The sequence below is a fragment of the Streptomyces sp. NBC_00536 genome (assembly GCF_036346295.1).
In the GTDB taxonomy this organism is placed as follows: domain Bacteria; phylum Actinomycetota; class Actinomycetes; order Streptomycetales; family Streptomycetaceae; genus Streptomyces.
Window position 1 is genome coordinate 943,628 of the sequence record NZ_CP107819.1, and the last position, 15,496, is coordinate 959,123.

The 15,496-nt window shown below is 73.0% G+C and carries 11 protein-coding genes and 1 pseudogene; 4 read left to right on the plus strand and 8 right to left on the minus strand.

Going from position 1 to position 15,496, the window contains the following annotated elements:
• Window positions 1–7: 7 nt before the first annotated feature.
• Both OHS33_RS03970 and OHS33_RS03975 read left to right on the plus strand, forming a co-directional pair.
• On the plus strand, window positions 8–643 hold the full coding sequence (locus OHS33_RS03970; RefSeq protein ID WP_330328968.1) for a DUF4328 domain-containing protein: 636 nt from the start codon (window positions 8–10) through the stop codon (window positions 641–643).
• Window positions 644–688: 45 nt separating this feature from the next.
• Entirely contained in the window at window positions 689–1,411 is a 723-nt protein-coding gene (locus OHS33_RS03975) for a DUF4328 domain-containing protein (RefSeq protein WP_330328969.1), read from the plus strand.
• Between the two features lie 7 nt (window positions 1,412–1,418).
• On the opposite strand, the gene OHS33_RS03980 is transcribed toward OHS33_RS03975, so the two are convergent.
• The 5 genes and pseudogenes from OHS33_RS03980 to OHS33_RS04000 form a co-directional block, all read right to left on the minus strand.
• Entirely contained in the window at window positions 1,419–3,545 is a 2,127-nt protein-coding gene (locus tag OHS33_RS03980) for a SpoIIE family protein phosphatase (protein WP_330328970.1), read from the minus strand.
• A 77-nt stretch (window positions 3,546–3,622) separates the two neighbouring features.
• Window positions 3,623–3,982, minus strand: coding sequence for a peptidase inhibitor family I36 protein (locus OHS33_RS03985; protein WP_330328971.1), 360 nt, complete (start codon window positions 3,980–3,982; stop codon window positions 3,623–3,625).
• A gap of 186 nt (window positions 3,983–4,168) precedes the next feature.
• Entirely contained in the window at window positions 4,169–5,761 is a 1,593-nt protein-coding gene (locus OHS33_RS03990; RefSeq protein WP_330328972.1) for an alpha/beta hydrolase, read from the minus strand.
• Window positions 5,762–5,997: 236 nt separating this feature from the next.
• Window positions 5,998–6,486: a hypothetical protein gene (locus tag OHS33_RS03995; RefSeq protein WP_330328973.1), complete on the minus strand. Its 489-nt coding sequence runs from the start codon at window positions 6,484–6,486 to the stop codon at window positions 5,998–6,000.
• Window positions 6,487–7,318: 832 nt separating this feature from the next.
• Window positions 7,319–8,485 (minus strand): annotated as a pseudogene (locus tag OHS33_RS04000) (DUF6777 domain-containing protein); the annotation flags it as partial.
• Between the two features lie 246 nt (window positions 8,486–8,731).
• Here OHS33_RS04000 and OHS33_RS04005 point away from each other — a divergent pair.
• The gene (locus OHS33_RS04005; RefSeq protein ID WP_330328974.1) at window positions 8,732–9,991 is read left to right on the plus strand and encodes a streptophobe family protein; all 1,260 of its coding nucleotides are present in this window, start codon (window positions 8,732–8,734) and stop codon (window positions 9,989–9,991) included.
• A gap of 60 nt (window positions 9,992–10,051) precedes the next feature.
• Here OHS33_RS04005 and OHS33_RS04010 read toward each other — a convergent pair whose 3' ends face one another.
• Genes OHS33_RS04010 through OHS33_RS04020 form a run of 3 tightly spaced genes read right to left on the minus strand, consistent with a single transcriptional unit; the run spans window position 10,052 to window position 14,249 of the window.
• The gene (locus OHS33_RS04010; RefSeq protein ID WP_330328975.1) at window positions 10,052–11,140 is read right to left on the minus strand and encodes a serine/threonine-protein kinase; all 1,089 of its coding nucleotides are present in this window, start codon (window positions 11,138–11,140) and stop codon (window positions 10,052–10,054) included.
• Window positions 11,137–11,832: a hypothetical protein gene (locus OHS33_RS04015; protein ID WP_330328976.1), complete on the minus strand. Its 696-nt coding sequence runs from the start codon at window positions 11,830–11,832 to the stop codon at window positions 11,137–11,139. Before OHS33_RS04015 ends, OHS33_RS04010 begins: the two co-directional genes overlap by 4 nt.
• 5 nt (window positions 11,833–11,837) lie before the next feature.
• Complete coding sequence (locus tag OHS33_RS04020; RefSeq protein WP_330328977.1) at window positions 11,838–14,249, minus strand: ABC transporter ATP-binding protein/permease; 2,412 nt, start codon at window positions 14,247–14,249, stop codon at window positions 11,838–11,840.
• A 206-nt stretch (window positions 14,250–14,455) separates the two neighbouring features.
• Between OHS33_RS04020 and OHS33_RS04025 the strand changes: the two genes are divergently transcribed.
• Entirely contained in the window at window positions 14,456–15,478 is a 1,023-nt protein-coding gene (locus OHS33_RS04025) for a cation diffusion facilitator family transporter (RefSeq protein WP_330328978.1), read from the plus strand.
• Window positions 15,479–15,496 lie beyond the last annotated feature (18 nt).

A 15,496-nucleotide genomic window follows, 5' to 3' on the forward strand; every position in this document is an offset into this window, starting at 1 on the left:
CTTCTTCATGTCCTACGACGCCACCAGTCCGCCCGTACCCGCACCCGTCTCCTGGGCCCTGCGCTCGCCGAGCGGCCTGGCCACCGCTCTCACGGTCCTGCTCGCCGTGGCGGGCGCGGTCGACCTCGCGGCAGGCCTGATCGGCTTCGGCACGGAGGACGGCGCGGGGGCCGGTTTCGGCGCCGATGACCCGCTGACCCGGGAAACGCTGCTGCTCGGCTCCGTCGCACTCGTCCAGCTCGCGCTCCTGGTGGCCACCGGAGTCGTCTTCATCATCTGGTTCCACCGGGTGCGGGTGAACGGCGGGGCGTTCCGGCCCGACCTCTTCAGCCAGGGGCCCGGGTGGGCCATCGGGGCCTGGTTCGTGCCGTTCCTGAATCTCGTCCGCCCGTTCCGGATCGCCAAGGAGATCTGGGCGGCCAGCGTCCAGGCCGGGCCCGACGGCTCCGCCCGCGCCCTCTCCGTCACGCCCATCACCCTGTGGTGGATGACCTTCGTGGGCTCGAACCTGGTCAGCCGCGGCAGCGCGTCCGCGGGCGACCTGCTGTCGGCCGTTTCCGCCGTGTTCGCCGTCCTCTTCGTCCGCAAGCTGACGGCGCTGCAGGTCACGAAGGCGACGCAGGGACCGTACGCCGCGTCCTGAGCCCGGCCTTCATCGTCATCCGTACCCGTGGGGGGTCTTTTCTTCATGTCATCCGTCAATCCAACCGCGCCGCCCGAGTCGTCCGAGTCATCCGCGCCGTCCGCTTCTCCTTCCGGCCCGCCCGCGGGCCTGGCGACCGCGCTGACCGTGCTCCTCGCACTGGCCACGCTGGCCGGTCTGGCCGGCCTCTTCGCCGACTACCGGGCCTACGAGGCGGTCAGCGCCTTCATCGACGGCGGTGCGACGCAGGCGACGCTGGAGGGGTTCGCCTCCGCCGACCGGCTCGGCAGCGTGACGGCGAGCGCCCAGGCGTTCGTGGAACTGCCCACCGCCGTCGTCTTCCTCGTCTGGTTCCACCGGGTCCGGGTCAACGCCGCGGTGTTCGCCCCCGACGGCTTCGCCCGGGGCACCCGCTGGGCGGTGGGCTGCTGGTTCATCCCGATCGGTCAGCTGTGGCTGCCGTTCAAAACGGCCACGGAGATCTGGGGAGCCAGTGCGCAGGCGGCGCCCGACGGTTCGTGGCGGCGCGTCTCCTACGGCCCCGTCCTGGCCTGGTGGGCCACCTGGACCGGCTCCAAGCTCCTCTCCTTCGCCGCGAACCGGCTCGCCGGGTCCGACTCGGTGACCGGCCTGCGCACCTCCGCGACGGTCTCGCTCACCGCCGACCTGCTGTTCCTCGCCTCGGGCGTGCTGGCCGTCCGGTTCGTCCGGACACTGACCGCGATGCAGCACGCGAAGGCCACGCAGGGGCCGAACGCCCTGGTCTGACCGCCGCTCACACAGGCGCGTCGGGGGCCGGGGCGGCGGGGGTCGGGTCGGCGGGAGCCGTGACGGCGGCGGAGACGGAAACGACGGGCAGGGCGAATTCGCACCAGACGCATTTGCCCGCGCCCTTCGGCTCGACCCCCCACTCGTCGGCCAGCCGGTCCACGAGCATCAGCCCGCGGCCCGACACCGCCCAGTCGCCCGCCTCGCGGCGCCGGGGCAGGGCGCTGGAGGAGTCCTCGACCTCGATCCTGATCCGGCCCTCGACCGTGAGCCGCAGGTTCACCTGGCCGCCCCCGTCGGTGTGCACCAGGGCATTGGTCATCAGCTCGTCGGCGGCCAGCTCGATCTCGTCCGCCAGGTCCCGGGCACCCCAGGCCGCCACGGCGGCCCTGATCAGGTGCCGGGCCAGCGTCGGGCCCTCCGCGTCCCCCGGCTCCAGCCGCTGCCGCAGCGGACCGCCGCCGCGCGGGGCGGGGGTGCCCCGGCGGCGCAGCAGGAGCAGGGCCATGTCGTCGCCCGTACCGGAGTCACCGACCAGATCGCACAGCGTGTCGGCCAGTTCCTCCACCTCGACCGGGCCGCCGCGCACCGCTTCCATGAACTCCCGCATCCCGCTGTCCGTGTCCGCTCCCGGCCGCTCGATCAGCCCGTCCGTGAAGAGCAGCAGAGTGTCCCCGGGATGCAGCTCCATCGTGGTGACCGGGTACCCGGAGCCCGCCCCGGACCGGTCGCGCGGCGGCAGGCCCAGCGGCAGGCCGCCGGCCGCGGACACCCGGTGGCAGCTGCCGTCCCCGCGCCGCACGACCGGGTCGAGGTGCCCGGCCCGGACGATCTGCAGCATGCCGCTGTTCAGGTCGATCTCCGCGTACGTACAGGTCGCGAAGCGTTCCGTCTCCAGCTCGCGCAGGAACGTGGAGGCCCGCGCCATCGCGGTGCCCGGGGTGTGTCCTTCCGCGATGTACGCGCGCAGGACGATCCGCAGCTGCCCCATGACCGCGGCCGCGTCCGTGTCGTGTCCCTCGACGTCGCCGATCATCACGCCGACCCGGCCCTCGCCGAGCGGGATCACGTCGTACCAGTCCCCGCCGATGTCCCGTCCCATCCGGGCCGCCCGGTAGCGCACGGCGATCAGCGCGCCCGGCACCTCGGGGATGCTGCGGGGCAGCATGGCCCGCTGGAGGCCCTCGGCGAGGTCGTGTTCCTGTTCGAAGAGGATGGCCCGCTGGAGGCTCTGCGCGATGCCGCTGCCGAGGGCGACCAGCAGGTTGCTCTCCTCGGCGGTGAAATCGCCCTCCCGCGCGTACAGCAGCCCGATCGTGCCGATCGGGCGGCCCTGGGCGATCAGCGGGAGGTAGACCCCGCTGCGCACGGAGAGCGGCTCGATGTACCGCCAGAGCAGCGGGTAGCGGCGCTGGAACTCGTCGCGGGAGGTGACGTACACCGGTTGCAGCGTGCGTACGGCCTCGCTCATCGGGAGGTCGGCGTCGAGCCGCGTGTATTCGATCTCGGGGACGTACGTGCCCAGCTGCCCCTCCGCCACCAGGTGGACCCGGCCCCCGTCCACCACCCCGAGCATCACGCTGACCGCGCCCAGGTGACCGAGCGCGGCGGGGTCCTTGAGGATGTCGGTGACGTCGTTGACGGTGCGGGCGTGGGCCAGGATGGCGGTGGTCCGTTCCACCACCCCCGTCAGCCGCCGACTCCCCTCGTCCCGCTCGCTCCGGGCCCCGGGCTCGCCGGGATCGAGGTCCGCGTCCCGGACGATCCCGATGATCCGGTACGGGCGCCCCGTGGGGTCGCGCAGGATGTGGCCCTGGATGTGGGTCCAGCTGAAGGAGCCGTCACGGCGGCGGATCCGGAAGTAGGCGCCGTAGTGGCTGCGCCCGTCCTTGAGCGCCTGGGCGACCCGCGCGTCCAGCCGGGCCTCCTCACCGGGCGGGATCCGAACGCGGAGCCCGCCGGGGGTCCCTTCGAACTCCTCCGGGCGCAGTTCGAAGACCTTGAGAGCGGTCGGGTCCAGATGCATCTGCCCGCTGTCGAGGTCCCAGTCGAAGGTGCCCATCCGGTTGAGCGCGAGGCTCAGGTCCGGGCGGGCAGGCCAGTCGACCGCGAGGGATTCGTCCCTTTCGGCCATGCAGCCAGGGTCTCACCCATCGGCCCGGCGCGCGGCGGCAAGGACCGCCGCGCACCGGGCCGGTCACCCAGCGTGACTCAGCAGTTCCCGCCGTTCACGGCGTCGATGCGGCCGCCGAAGTCGCCGAGGTAACTGCGCCGCCAGTCACCACTGCGGACCTGGCGGGTCGCCTTCGGCTGCCAGTCGATGAAACAGGCGTCCACATTGGCCACGAAGGAGCCCACGTGGTCGTGGAACTGCGGGGGCATGTCCCGGTACCCGCTGCGCGGCGACCACTCCCAGCTCTGCCCGCCGTAGTCCGCGGCCGTGTAGAAGCAGACCGACCCGGAGGGGCACGGAGCCGCCGCGGCGGGCGCGGCGGCCGCCGAGGTCGGGGAGAGCAGGGGCAGGGCGGCGAGGGCGAGCGCGGCGCAGGCGCGCGTCAGACTGGTGATCATGCCAAGGGTTCTAGCGGAACCGTCCGCTCCACAGCGAGCCGCGACCCCACGGACTCACCCTCGCGGGTGCCCGCGTTCACCGGAGAAACGACTCGGCGGCGGCCCCGAGTTGACGGCGCCCGGCAGACGACCCGGCAGACGGCGCCCGGCTCCGCCGGGTCTGCCGGACTGCCGCCGGGCCTGCCGTCAGCGGGTCCCGGACCCCTCCGGGTCGGGGGCGGGCGGCGGGTTCTCGCAGGTCACGTCCGCCGCGGGCAGCCGGCCCGTGGACAGGTACGCGTCGACGGTTATGTTGACGCAGGCCGTGGGGTTGGAGAGGTACGCACCGTGCCCCTCGGCACCCCGGGCCAGCACCATCCGCGAGCCGATGAGGGCCCGGTGCATTCCCTCACCGCTGGCGAGCGGGGTCATCGGATCCCACTCGTTCTGCACGGTCAGCACGGCGGCCCGGGTCTTCATCGGCGTCGCGGCTTCGAGCGGCCGCTGCCAGAAGGCGCACGGCTTGATGTTGGACGCGAAGTCCCCGTACAACGGGTGCTGCGCCTTGTCCCGCTCCGCGTCCCGCGCGTACTGCGCGGGATCGCGCGGCCAGTTGTCCGTGTCCCCGCACACCACGGCCCAGTGCGCGGCGTCGGCGTTGTCACTGGGGACATCCACCTCGGTGGCCCCCGGAGCGGATGAGGGAGCGGGCTCGTCGGCGCGCGGCCCGGCGCCCCGGACGGTCCCGAGCGGCGCCTTCGCGGCCGGTTCGCCCCCGCCCGCCGGCTGCGGCGCCTTGTCGGCCGAGGCCTTCATCCCCCTGATGACCACCGAGGCCGCCCGGGGCGAGAAGTAGAGCGACGGGTCGGACCTGATCGAGTCACCTGTGACCTTCTCCCCCTGGTGGAGGAACGGCTCCCGGTCGGCCCGGGCCACCAGGGCCCAGAAGGTGGCGGACACCGCCTCGGGCGTCGCGCCGAGCCCGTAGGTCTCCGAGCGCTCCGCCGCCCACCGGGTCCACCGCGCGAAGGCGGGCTCGGCCCCGGTGCTCCACACCTGCATCATGCCGCGCCAGACGCGCTCCGGGTCCACACCACTGTCCAGGACGAACCGGTCGGTTCGCTGCGGGAACATCTGGGAGTACACCGCGCCGAGGTACGTCCCGTACGAGTAGCCCAGGTACGAGATCGTCCGCTCCCCCAGCACCGTGCGGATGACGTCCATGTCGCGCGCCGTGTTGCGGGTGGTGATGTACGGGATCACATCGCCGGACTTCTCACGGCACTTGTCGGCGACTCCGCGCGCCCAGGCCACGTCCGCGGCGAAGGTCTCAGGCCGGTACGCCCCGCCGTCGCCCTTTTCCTCTGGCTTCAGCCCACCGCAGCCGATCGGGCTGCTCTCGCCGACTCCGCGCGGGTCGAAGCCGATGAGGTCGTAGCGGTCCCGGACGTCCTTGGCCATCTCCGCGTTCGCACGCATCGGCCGGAAGAGCCCGGGGGTCCCGGGGCCGCCCGGGTTGAGGAGCAGCACACCGCGCCGCTTGGCCGGGTTCTCGCTCTTCATACGGGATATCGCGAGGTCGAGCTTGCGTCCCTCGGGCCGCTGGTAGTCGAGCGGCACCTTGAGGGTCGCGCATTCGTACGCCGCTGGCCTGTCGGGGCTGCAGCGGTGCCACGCCGGTTTCTGGCGCAGGTACTCGGGAGTCTGAGCGGCGGATGCCGGGGTCGCGCCCAGCCCTGGCAACGCGGTGGCCATGAGGCCGACCGTGGCGAGCAGCGGTGCGAGGCGTTTCGTGCGCATGATGCCGTTCCCTCTTCCGGTGAATTCCCTTGCGCCTCCACTGTGTTGGATGGGCGAACCTGGGCGAATCCCCCGGAAGAGCCGACCTCACGTCCCTCTCGCGTACCACGCGCTATCCAGCCAGTTGGCTGGTATTCGCCCCCATCCCCTCCGCCTCCCCAGGCCGTCGGGGGCGAACCCGTGCGTCCGCCCGTAGTCCCCTCCCCCTCAGGTACGACGGATCAGGGAAGGACGGCCTAGCGGCAACGGCGCACGTAGTAGGCCCAGATCAGGCTGGTCAGGAGGGGTCCCCACAGGACGAACAGCCCGCTCACCACGTGGGCCAGCAGGGCCCACGCCGCGTTCTCCGTCTCGGGCCCGGCGCGTCCGGCGATCCGGAACACGGTCATCACCCAGTCGACCAGCAGGAGGTTCGCGCCCAGGGCCACGACCGAGGCGGGCACCAGCACCTCGACGGGCCGCAGCCGTCGGCCGCCGAAGAACGGGACCCGGTCCGGCAGCACCTCGCCCCACCCGCGGACCAGCCCGAAACACAGGAACGCGGCGAGTTCCGACAGACAACTCAGCGCGAGCACATAGGGGATGGTGATCCAGAGCGGGGGCTGCACGGCCTCTCCCATGACGAAGCCCATGGTGAACCCGAAGCCGAAGGGCAGCCGCCACAGGCACACGGGAAGCATCAGCAGCGGTATGGCACCGGCGACGCGCTCGGCCCAGCGCGGCACCGGCCGTTCCGTGGGACGAGCCGGGTGCCGGGGACCCCGGGATGGCCAAAATCGCCGTGCTGGGCGGAGTGGTCGGAGACGCCGCGTCGGGAGTGAACTGGTCATGCCCACAGCCTCGCCAGGGCCGGGGCGCGGGACGTCGCCCGCAAGACTGGACCGGCCTCCCCCGGACGGGGGAGGCCGGTCCAACCTCTGTGCTGGGTGCGCTCCTTCCGCCGCGCTACCCGGTGGATCCTCCGTTCTCGCCGCCGCCTCCCTGCGTCGGGAGCGGCTGGGCCGGTGCTGACGGCTCCGGCCGTACGGGCGGCGGGGTCGGCCGAGGCGGCGGGGCCGGCTGGGAAGCCACCGGCGGAACGGTCGGTGCCGGGGGCAGCTCAGCGGCCGGGGAGGTCACCCGCGGCACGGGCTCCGGCGCGGTCGGCCGCGCCGGAGGCGTTGGTTCCACCGGGGTCACCGTCACCGTCGCCGGGGGCTCCGAAGAACGCCTCACGGAATGGGTGGGGGACGGGGTCGGCAAGGGGGACAGGGACCGGGCGGCCGACCTGGACGGGGACGGAGACGGAGACGGAGACGGAGACGGAGACGGCGCCACCGACGGGGACCGCGACACGGACGGGGAAGGCGAGCGGGATTCGCTCGGGGACACGGACGCCGAGGCAGACCGCTCGCGGGACGGCGACGCCGAAACCGATCCGGACGGGGACGGCGACGCCGAACCCGACACGGAGGGTGACTCGGACGCCGACCGGGACGACGCGGATGCCGAGGTCGAATCGGACGGCGACACCGAGGCCGAAGACGAAGCCGACTCCGAAGACGAGGCCGAAGACGAAGCCGAGGGCGACTCCGAAGACGAGGCCGAGGTCGACGGGGACTCCGAAGGCGACACCAGCGGTGACCTCGACGGCGAGGTGGAAGGCGACGTCGATTCCGAGGGCGACACGGACGGCGACACCGACGGCGAGGTCGAAGGCGACGTCGACCGGGACACCGAGGAGGACACCGACGGGGACGGGGACACCGGCTCCTTCGGGATCACCGGCGGCGGCACCGGCCTGTCGTGCCGCGGCCTGTCACCGCGGTCCCGCTCGTACCAGTGCCGGTTCTGGTGGTCGTAGATCACGAACTTGTTGATGATCGTCACGGACGGCGCGATGACCACCACGTTCGCCGGGTGGTACGTGGCCCACGGCTGCCCGTACCGCTTCGGTTCGGCCTGCAGCGCCACCGGCGGCCCCAGCGGGTTCCCGCAGGCGCACCGCACCCGCGGCACACCGCGGTCGTCCACGAGGACGGCCGTCCCCGCCTGGAGGACCGCCTGGTAGCTGGTCACGCTGCCGTTCCGGTAGCCGTGGTTGGTGACCCTGGTGTCCGAGCGCAACTGCACGGGTGTGAGCGAGCGCAGGAAGTCGGGGACGGCGCCGGGCTGGATCCCGGCGCCCGAGGCGAAGGCGCTGTTCCTGGCCGGATCGGCCGACAGCACCCTGATCTGCTTCTCCACGTCGCAGCTGGCGACGTCCTTCGTGCCGCCGTACAGGCCGGGGGCCGAGCCGCTGACGCTACGGGTGACCGTCGCGCCGCCCTGCGTGGGACCCGTGGGACCCGTGGGACCCGTGGGTCTGGTGGGTTCGGTGGGACCCGTGGGGGCGACCGTCCGCGTCTTGTCCGGGACCGGGACGGGCGGCGTCACCGTGTGCGTCGGCTGGATCTCCTGCGCCGTGGTTTCCGCGGCCGTCGACTCCGTGAACGGGTCGGGCCCCTGCGCGGAGGTGGTCTGGAGGAAGACCTCCCCCTGGTTGCCGGAGGGGCCGGAGGGCCGGGTGAGGACCACCGCGAGCGTGATGGCGGCCGCGACCGCGACGAACGCGGTGACGAGCCGGGGTACGGACCGCCACCAATGTGGCTGAGGGGGAGGCGGCCCGGCGGATCCGGGCGGCCCGGCCCCGGGAGGTGCGCCGGGCGGGGGCGGGGGCGGTGGGCCCTGGCGCCCTCCCGACAACGGACCGGAGGGGGGACCTGACGGCGCCCCGGAGGGAGATCCCGAAGGAGGTCCAGTGGGGCGCTCGGACGGCGACTGGCCGGAAGGTTGCGTGGTCACGGGCTCTTCTTCCCAGACGGAGGAGTTCCGGTACCCATATGGATGTTCCGCATTTCCACGGAAATCTCCGGATTTCATGTGCTCCTGCCGACCATTGTGTGCGCCGTTCAGGTGGTGCCCGCAAGCCGAGGGTGCCTACCGTTGCGTGTGAGCCGTACATCTCGGGGCCCCGAGCGGGTGTGGCGGGACGCGCTGGTCGCGGTCCTGGCCGGGTTCGTCGCGATGACCGTGGTCGCGGCGGCGGGCCTGGCCTGTGCGGGCGCCGACGGCCTGCCGGGCGGGGCCTTCCCGCACGTGGTGGCCGCCGTGGTCGTGATGGCGGCGGGCGGAACGGTGGACGTGACGGGCGGGGCCGGGTTCCTCGCGGACGCCCAGGCCGGGCTCTCGGTCATGCCGCTGTCCGTGAGTCTGGCCGGGGCACTGACCGCCGCCTTCTGCTTCCTGCGCCCCCTGCGCCACCACGCGGTGGCCCGGCCCCGTGAACTCCTGCTCCGCGCGGCCCCCTTGGTGCTGCTCTGGCTGCTCGCGCTCACGGCCTTCGCCCTCTACGCCCGGCACACCTTCGGCCTCTCCACCGGAGGTTCACCGATCGGCGAGATCAGTGAACTCCTGGACTCCACACCGACGGTGGGCTTCGAGGCCGCGCTGCCCGCCACGCTGTTCTTCGGACTCCTGTGGATCCTGGGCCTGTTGCTGATCTCGTTGCTGGTGTCGCGGCGCGCGCCGCTGCCGGCCCGGCTGGTCCGCTTCCACGAGGCGGTGCGTCCGGCCGCGTTCGCCGTCGTCGCACTGCTGCTGTCGTACGCCGTGCTCGGCGTCGTCATCGGCCTGGTCGTCGCCGCGACCCGGGGCCATGCCCGGGAGACCCTGGCGGTGGTCCTCCTCGGGCTGCCGAACCTCGCCTGGCCCGCCCTCACCCTGGGTCTCGGCGGAGCCTGGCAGGGCCATGTGGAAGGGCCCTTCGGGCTGCCGATGCCCCATGTCCTGGACCAGGTGCTCCGCACCCCCGACCTGTCCACCGTGGACGTGGGCTCGCTGGCCCGGCAGGACGCCAGGGCCTGGTGGCTGGTGGCCGTGGCGGCGGTACTGCTGCTGGGTGCGGGCTTCCTGATGGCCGCGCGGTCCTCGGCGCGGGTACGCCCCTGGCAGCACGCCCTGCACCTGGGCGTCGCCCTGGCCCTGGGGACCCTCGTGGTCTGCCTCCTGGCGGGCGTGGAGGCCCGGTTCGGCCTGTCCCTGCTCGGCATCGGAGACGAGGACGGCCTCGGCGGGAAGGTACGGCTGCTCCCCGTGCTCTGGCGTACGGTCCCCCTCGCCCTGCTGTGCGGCGCGGTCGCCGGTTTCCTCGGCGCCCTCCTGGCCGCCCCGGTCCGCCGCCGCCGAACCACCCAGAGCCCGCCTTCTTGAGGCAGAGCCCGCCTTCTTGAGGTTGAGGCAGAGCCGCCTTCTTGAGGCGATCCGCCCCCGTCAGACACCCCCGCCCGGTTCGGCCCGTCGCCGGAAGACCGGCAGGGCCCAGGCGGGCGGGGGCGGGGGCGGGGCCGAGGGTGACGGCGGGAGGGTCGGGACGCGGCGGGCGGCGGACGCGCCGGCGCCCGCGCTCCGCAGGGCCGCGGTGAAGGACAGGCAGCTCGGCCAGCGGTCCTCCGGGGACTTCGCCAGGGCCCGCGCGAGTACGTCGTCCACGGCGGGCGGGAGTTCCGGGCGCAGGGAGGACGGCGGGGGCGGGGGATCGTACTGGTGGGCCCAGAGCAGGGCCATGTCGTCGTCGCGCTGGAAGGGCGGACCGCCGGTCAGCATCTCGTGGACCACGCAGCCCAGGCTGTACACGTCGCAGCGGCCGTCCACCGGTTTGCCGGAGATCTGTTCGGGGGCGACGTAGTCGAGGGTGCCGACGAACTGGCCGACGCTGGTGAAACCCGTCAGCGACAGGGATTTCTTCGTCAGGCCGAAGTCCGTCAGGTAGACGTGCTCGGGGTGCTCGCTGTCCGTGCCGCCCGCGACCAGGATGTTGCCGGGTTTGACGTCGCGGTGGACCAGGTCGTGCGCGTGGGCGGCGTCCAGGGCCGAGGCGACCTGGCCCGCGATGCGCGCGACCGCCTCCACCGGGAGCGGGCCGGTGCGGTCCAGCATGGCCCGCAGGTCCTGCCCGGGGACGTAGCGCATGGCGATGTACAGCAGCCCGTCCGTCTCGCCCGCCTCGAAGACGGGCACGATGTGCGGGTGGTCGATGGCCGCCGCGACCTTCGATTCGTGGGCGAAGCGGGCCCGGAAGGTGTCGTTGCGGGCGAGTTCGGGGGCCAGCAGTTTGAGTGCGACCGTGCGGTCCAGGCGCAGGTCGAGGGCGCGGTAGACCACCGCCATGCCGCCGCGGCCGAGTTCGTCCACGACCTGGTAGCCCGCGATCCGTTTGCCCCGGAGGTCGGAGGGCCGCCCCCGGACCGGCTCCGCGTCGGCTGCGGGGACGGCGGCCGAGACGGCCGCGGGCCCCTCGTCGGGGCCCTCGTCGGCGCCGCTTCCCCCCGGTCCGTCGCCCGGTCCGCCCCCGGCGGTCATCGCGCCTCCGGTTCCTGGTCAGGGTCCTGGTCGGGCAGGCCCACGAGCCTGGTCGGCGCGTGGGACGCGGGTCCGCCGTCCGGCGTCCCGGGGTCCCGTACGGCCGCCGTCTCCCCGGCCCGCTGCGACCCGGCCCCCCGCGACCCGGCCTCTGGACCGCCGCCCGGCGCGCCCGCCCCGCTGCCGGGGCGGGCGCCGGGGGCGGCCGGGACGGCGTACGTCGTCAGCCGCGTCCCGTCGCAGTACATCCAGCGCCCGTCGCTCTCGTCGTAGACCCAGGCGGCCTCGCCGTCCAGGACCACCCCGGCGCGCAGCCCGCGGGTCCCGCGCCGGAACGATTCGGTGTCCGCGCGCCCGGCGGCGAGGTCCTCCACGGCGCGCCGGTAGCGTTCCAGGGCGTCGCCCGAGCGTGCCAGCAGCCCGCGCGGATCCTCCGTACGGGTCAGCGGGCGTCCGGCGGTGGGCGGCGGCTGCGGGACCGCCACCAGGAGCCGCCCGTCCACCCAGGCGGACCAGCCGTTGGAACAGAGGACCTCCCCCCATTCCCCCCGCCGGGACAGCAGTTGTACGGGGAGGAACGCATCCAGCGGGGTGGTGGCCAGCGAGAGGTCCGGGGCCTCCCAGGCGGGCAGCCCCTCCTGCGGAACGATGTGGGTCGGCTTGAAGTCCGCGACGTGTACCGGGCTGGTCATGGCGGCTACTTCCGCATGATGGCCGGCTCGTGGTGGCGCAGCACCCGGGCCACCAGCACGCCGAACAGGAGGGACAGGCAGGCCAGCATCCCCACTTCGAGGAGCCACACGCGGGCCTCGTGACGGAACAGCGGGTCCTGGGTGATCTTGGTGGGCATGATGGCGCGGAGGTCGATGGTGGCCGACATCGCGCCCATGGACCATCGCGCCGGCACGAACCAGGACAGCTGTTCGATGACCGGGACCCCGGTGAGTTTCAGCAGGGAGCCGCAGAAGACGACCTGGACGATGGTGAGCAGGACCAGCAGCGGCATGGTGACCTCCTCCTTGCTCACCAGGGCGGAGATCAGCAGTCCGAGCATCATGGCGGTGACGGACAGGAGGGCGACGACGAGGGTGATCTCGATCAGCGGCGGCATGAAGACGCCCTTGCCGCCCGGGGCGTTGGTTTTGACTCCTGCGAGGCCGACCAAGGTGAGGACCACGGCCTGCGCGACGGTGATCGCGCCGAGGACCACCACCTTGGACATCACGTAGGCCGACCGGGACAGGCCCACGGCGCGCTCGCGCTGGTAGATGACGCGTTCCTTGACGAGTTCGCGCACCGCGTTGGCCGCCCCGGTCAGCACCCCGCCCACGCACAGGATGAACAGGGCGTTCAGCGCCGTCTCGACCGTGAGGACGCTGCCGGCCAGTGCGCGGGTCATCGCGCCCATGACGAACGGCAGCGCGACCATGATGATCAGGAAGGTGCGGTCGGCGCTGAGCACGGCGGCGTACCGGCGGATCAGAGTGGAGAGCTGGGAGCCCCAGCTCTGGGCCTTGGGCGGCGGCTTGGGCACGGCGTCGGCGGCCCGTTCGGTCTGCCCCGCGAGCGGGAGCCGGCCGGCGGCGCCTTCGACGTAGCGGCGCTGCTGCGGTGAGGCCCGGTGCTCCCCGGCCCAGTCGCGGTCGCGTTCGTTCTCGAAGGCTTCGAAGGCCTCGGGCCACTGTTCGAAGCCGAAGAATCCCAGCGCCTCGTCGGGCGGGCCGTAGTAGGCGATGCGCCCGCCGGGCGCGAGGACCAGGAGGCGGTCGCAGACGGCCAGGTTGAGCACGCTGTGGGTGACGACGATGACCGTGCGGCCGTCGTCGGCGAGACCGCGCAGCATGTGCATCACCGAGCGGTCCATCCCCGGGTCGAGCCCTGAGGTGGGCTCGTCCAGGAAGAGCAGGGAGGGCTTGGTCAGCAGTTCCAGGGCGACGGAGACCCGTTTGCGCTGGCCGCCGGAGAGGCTGTGGATGGGCTGGTCCGCGCGCTGCTGGAGGCCGAGTTCGCCGATCACCTCGTCGACGCGGGCCTCGCGTTCGGCCTTGGCGGTGTCCTGCGGGAAGCGCAGCTCGGCCGCGTAGGCGAGGGCGCGGCGGACGGTGAGCTGCGCGTGCAGGATGTCGTCCTGCGGGACGAGGCCGATGCGGCTGCGCAGTTCGGCGTAGTCGCGGTAGAGGTCGCGGCCGTCGTAGAGGACGGTGCCGTGGTCGGCGGGGCGCAGGCCGGTCAGCGCGCCGAGGAGGGTGGACTTTCCGGCGCCGCTGGGGCCCACCACCGCGAGCAGGGAGGTGGCGCCGACGGGGAAGGAGACGTGGTCGAGGAGGGTCTTGCGGCCGTGGTCGACGGCGACGCCGAGGTCCTGGACGTCGAGGGAGACCTCGCCGGTGTCGACGTACTCCTGGAGCTGGTTGCCGATGAGGCAGAAGGCGGTGTGCCCGATGCCGACGATGTCGCCTTCCGCGATGGCCGCGGCCCGGGCCACGCGGGCACCGTTGAGGTAGGTGCCGTTGTGGCTGCCGAGGTCGGCGATCTCGTAGCCGCCGTCCGGGCGCGACCGCAGTTCGGCGTGGCGCCGCGAGACCACGAGGTCGTCGAGGACGAGGTCGTTGCCGGGGTCGCGGCCGATGGCCAGGACGGTGCGGGGCACGCCCTCGGCGTGGGCCGGGAGCGCGCGGACGGAGGTGGGGCGGTGGAAGGTGCCGGTGAAGGCCGGGTTCGTGACGGAGGAGGGGCGCGCGGCGGGGGCGGGGCGTCCGGGCGGGGCGGGCGGGACGGGCGGAGGCGGGGCGGGCGCGGCGAAGACGGCGCGGGGGCCGTCGGCCGAGTGGCCGAAGCGCAGTTCGCTGCCGGGGCCCACGCTCCACTCCTGGACGCGGTGGCCGTCGGCCCAGGTGCCGTTCGTACTGCCTTCGTCCTCGACGGTCCAGTGGTCGCCCTCGGGGCGCAGCACCGCGTGGTGCCAGGAGACGCGGGCGTCTTCGAGGCAGATCTCGCAGTCGGGGTCGCGGCCGACGTGGTAGGTCCGGCCGGGGGTCATCACCGTGGCGCCCCTGTCGGTTTCCATGACCAGTTCGGGGGCGGTCGGCACACCGTGGCGCTGGACCATGAGCTGATTTTCCCACGGCGCGGCCGATCGGGCCCGTTCGGCCACTCGTTGGCATCGCCGCAGGTCAGAGCGGTCTTATGGGTAATGACAACGGTCCCCGTTGCAGCCTTTGCCGTTCCTCGCCGGGTGCGCTTCACTTCACGCGTCGGATCCGAACAGACCGAACAGACCACGACCGAACAGACCACACAGACGGGGGACCAGCGATGAGTGCGCACGACCACGCACACGACCACGGGCCGGGCGGGACCGGCGGGCACGCCGGGCATACGCACGGGGTCGTGGAGAACGCCGACCGCCGCTGGCTGGCGATCGCGCTCGGCCTGATCGGCGCGTTCATGGCGGTCGAGGTCGTCATCGGTGTCCTGGCCTCCTCGCTGGCCCTGATCTCCGACGCCGCGCACATGCTGACCGACGCGGTCTCGATCGTGCTGGCGCTGATAGCCATGCGGCTGGCCGCCCGGCCCGCGCGCGGCGGGTTCACCTACGGGCTCAAGCGCGCGGAGATCCTTTCCGCCCAGGCCAACGGGCTCACCCTGCTGCTGCTGGCGCTCTGGCTGGCGTACGAGGCGGTACGGCGGCTGCTGGACCCGCCCGCGGTGCAGGGCGGGCTGGTCCTGGTCACCGCGCTGGCGGGGATCGTCGTCAATGTCGTCTGCGCCTGGTGCATCTCCAAGGCCAACCGGTCCTCGCTGGCGGTCGAGGGGGCGTACCAGCACATCCTCAACGACCTGTTCGCCTTCATCGGGACGGCCGTGGCCGGTCTGATCGTGCTCACCACCGGCTTCGTGCAGGCGGACGCGATCGCCACGCTGATCGTGGTGGTGCTGATGGTCAAGGCGGGCTACGGGCTGGTCCGCGAGTCCGGCCGGATCTTCCTGGAAGCCGCGCCCGCCCATGTGGACCCGGACGCGGTCGGCGACCGGCTGGTCGCCCACGGGCCGGTGACCGAGGTGCACGACCTGCACATCTGGACGATCACCTCCGGACAGGCGGCGCTCTCGGCGCACGTCCTGGTGGAACCGGCGGGCGACTGCCACGCCGTACGCCGTGACCTGGAGAAGTTGCTGCGGACGGAGTACGGGATCACCCACACGACCCTCCAGGTGGACCACGTGCAGGACACCCTGCTGTCGGTGGGCCGACCGGGCGAGCAGCCGCAGGATCCGGACGGGCACTGCGCGGACGCCCACGGCCCGGTGCACCGCGAGGGTCCGCACGATCACTGACACCGCCGGTGCCGACCA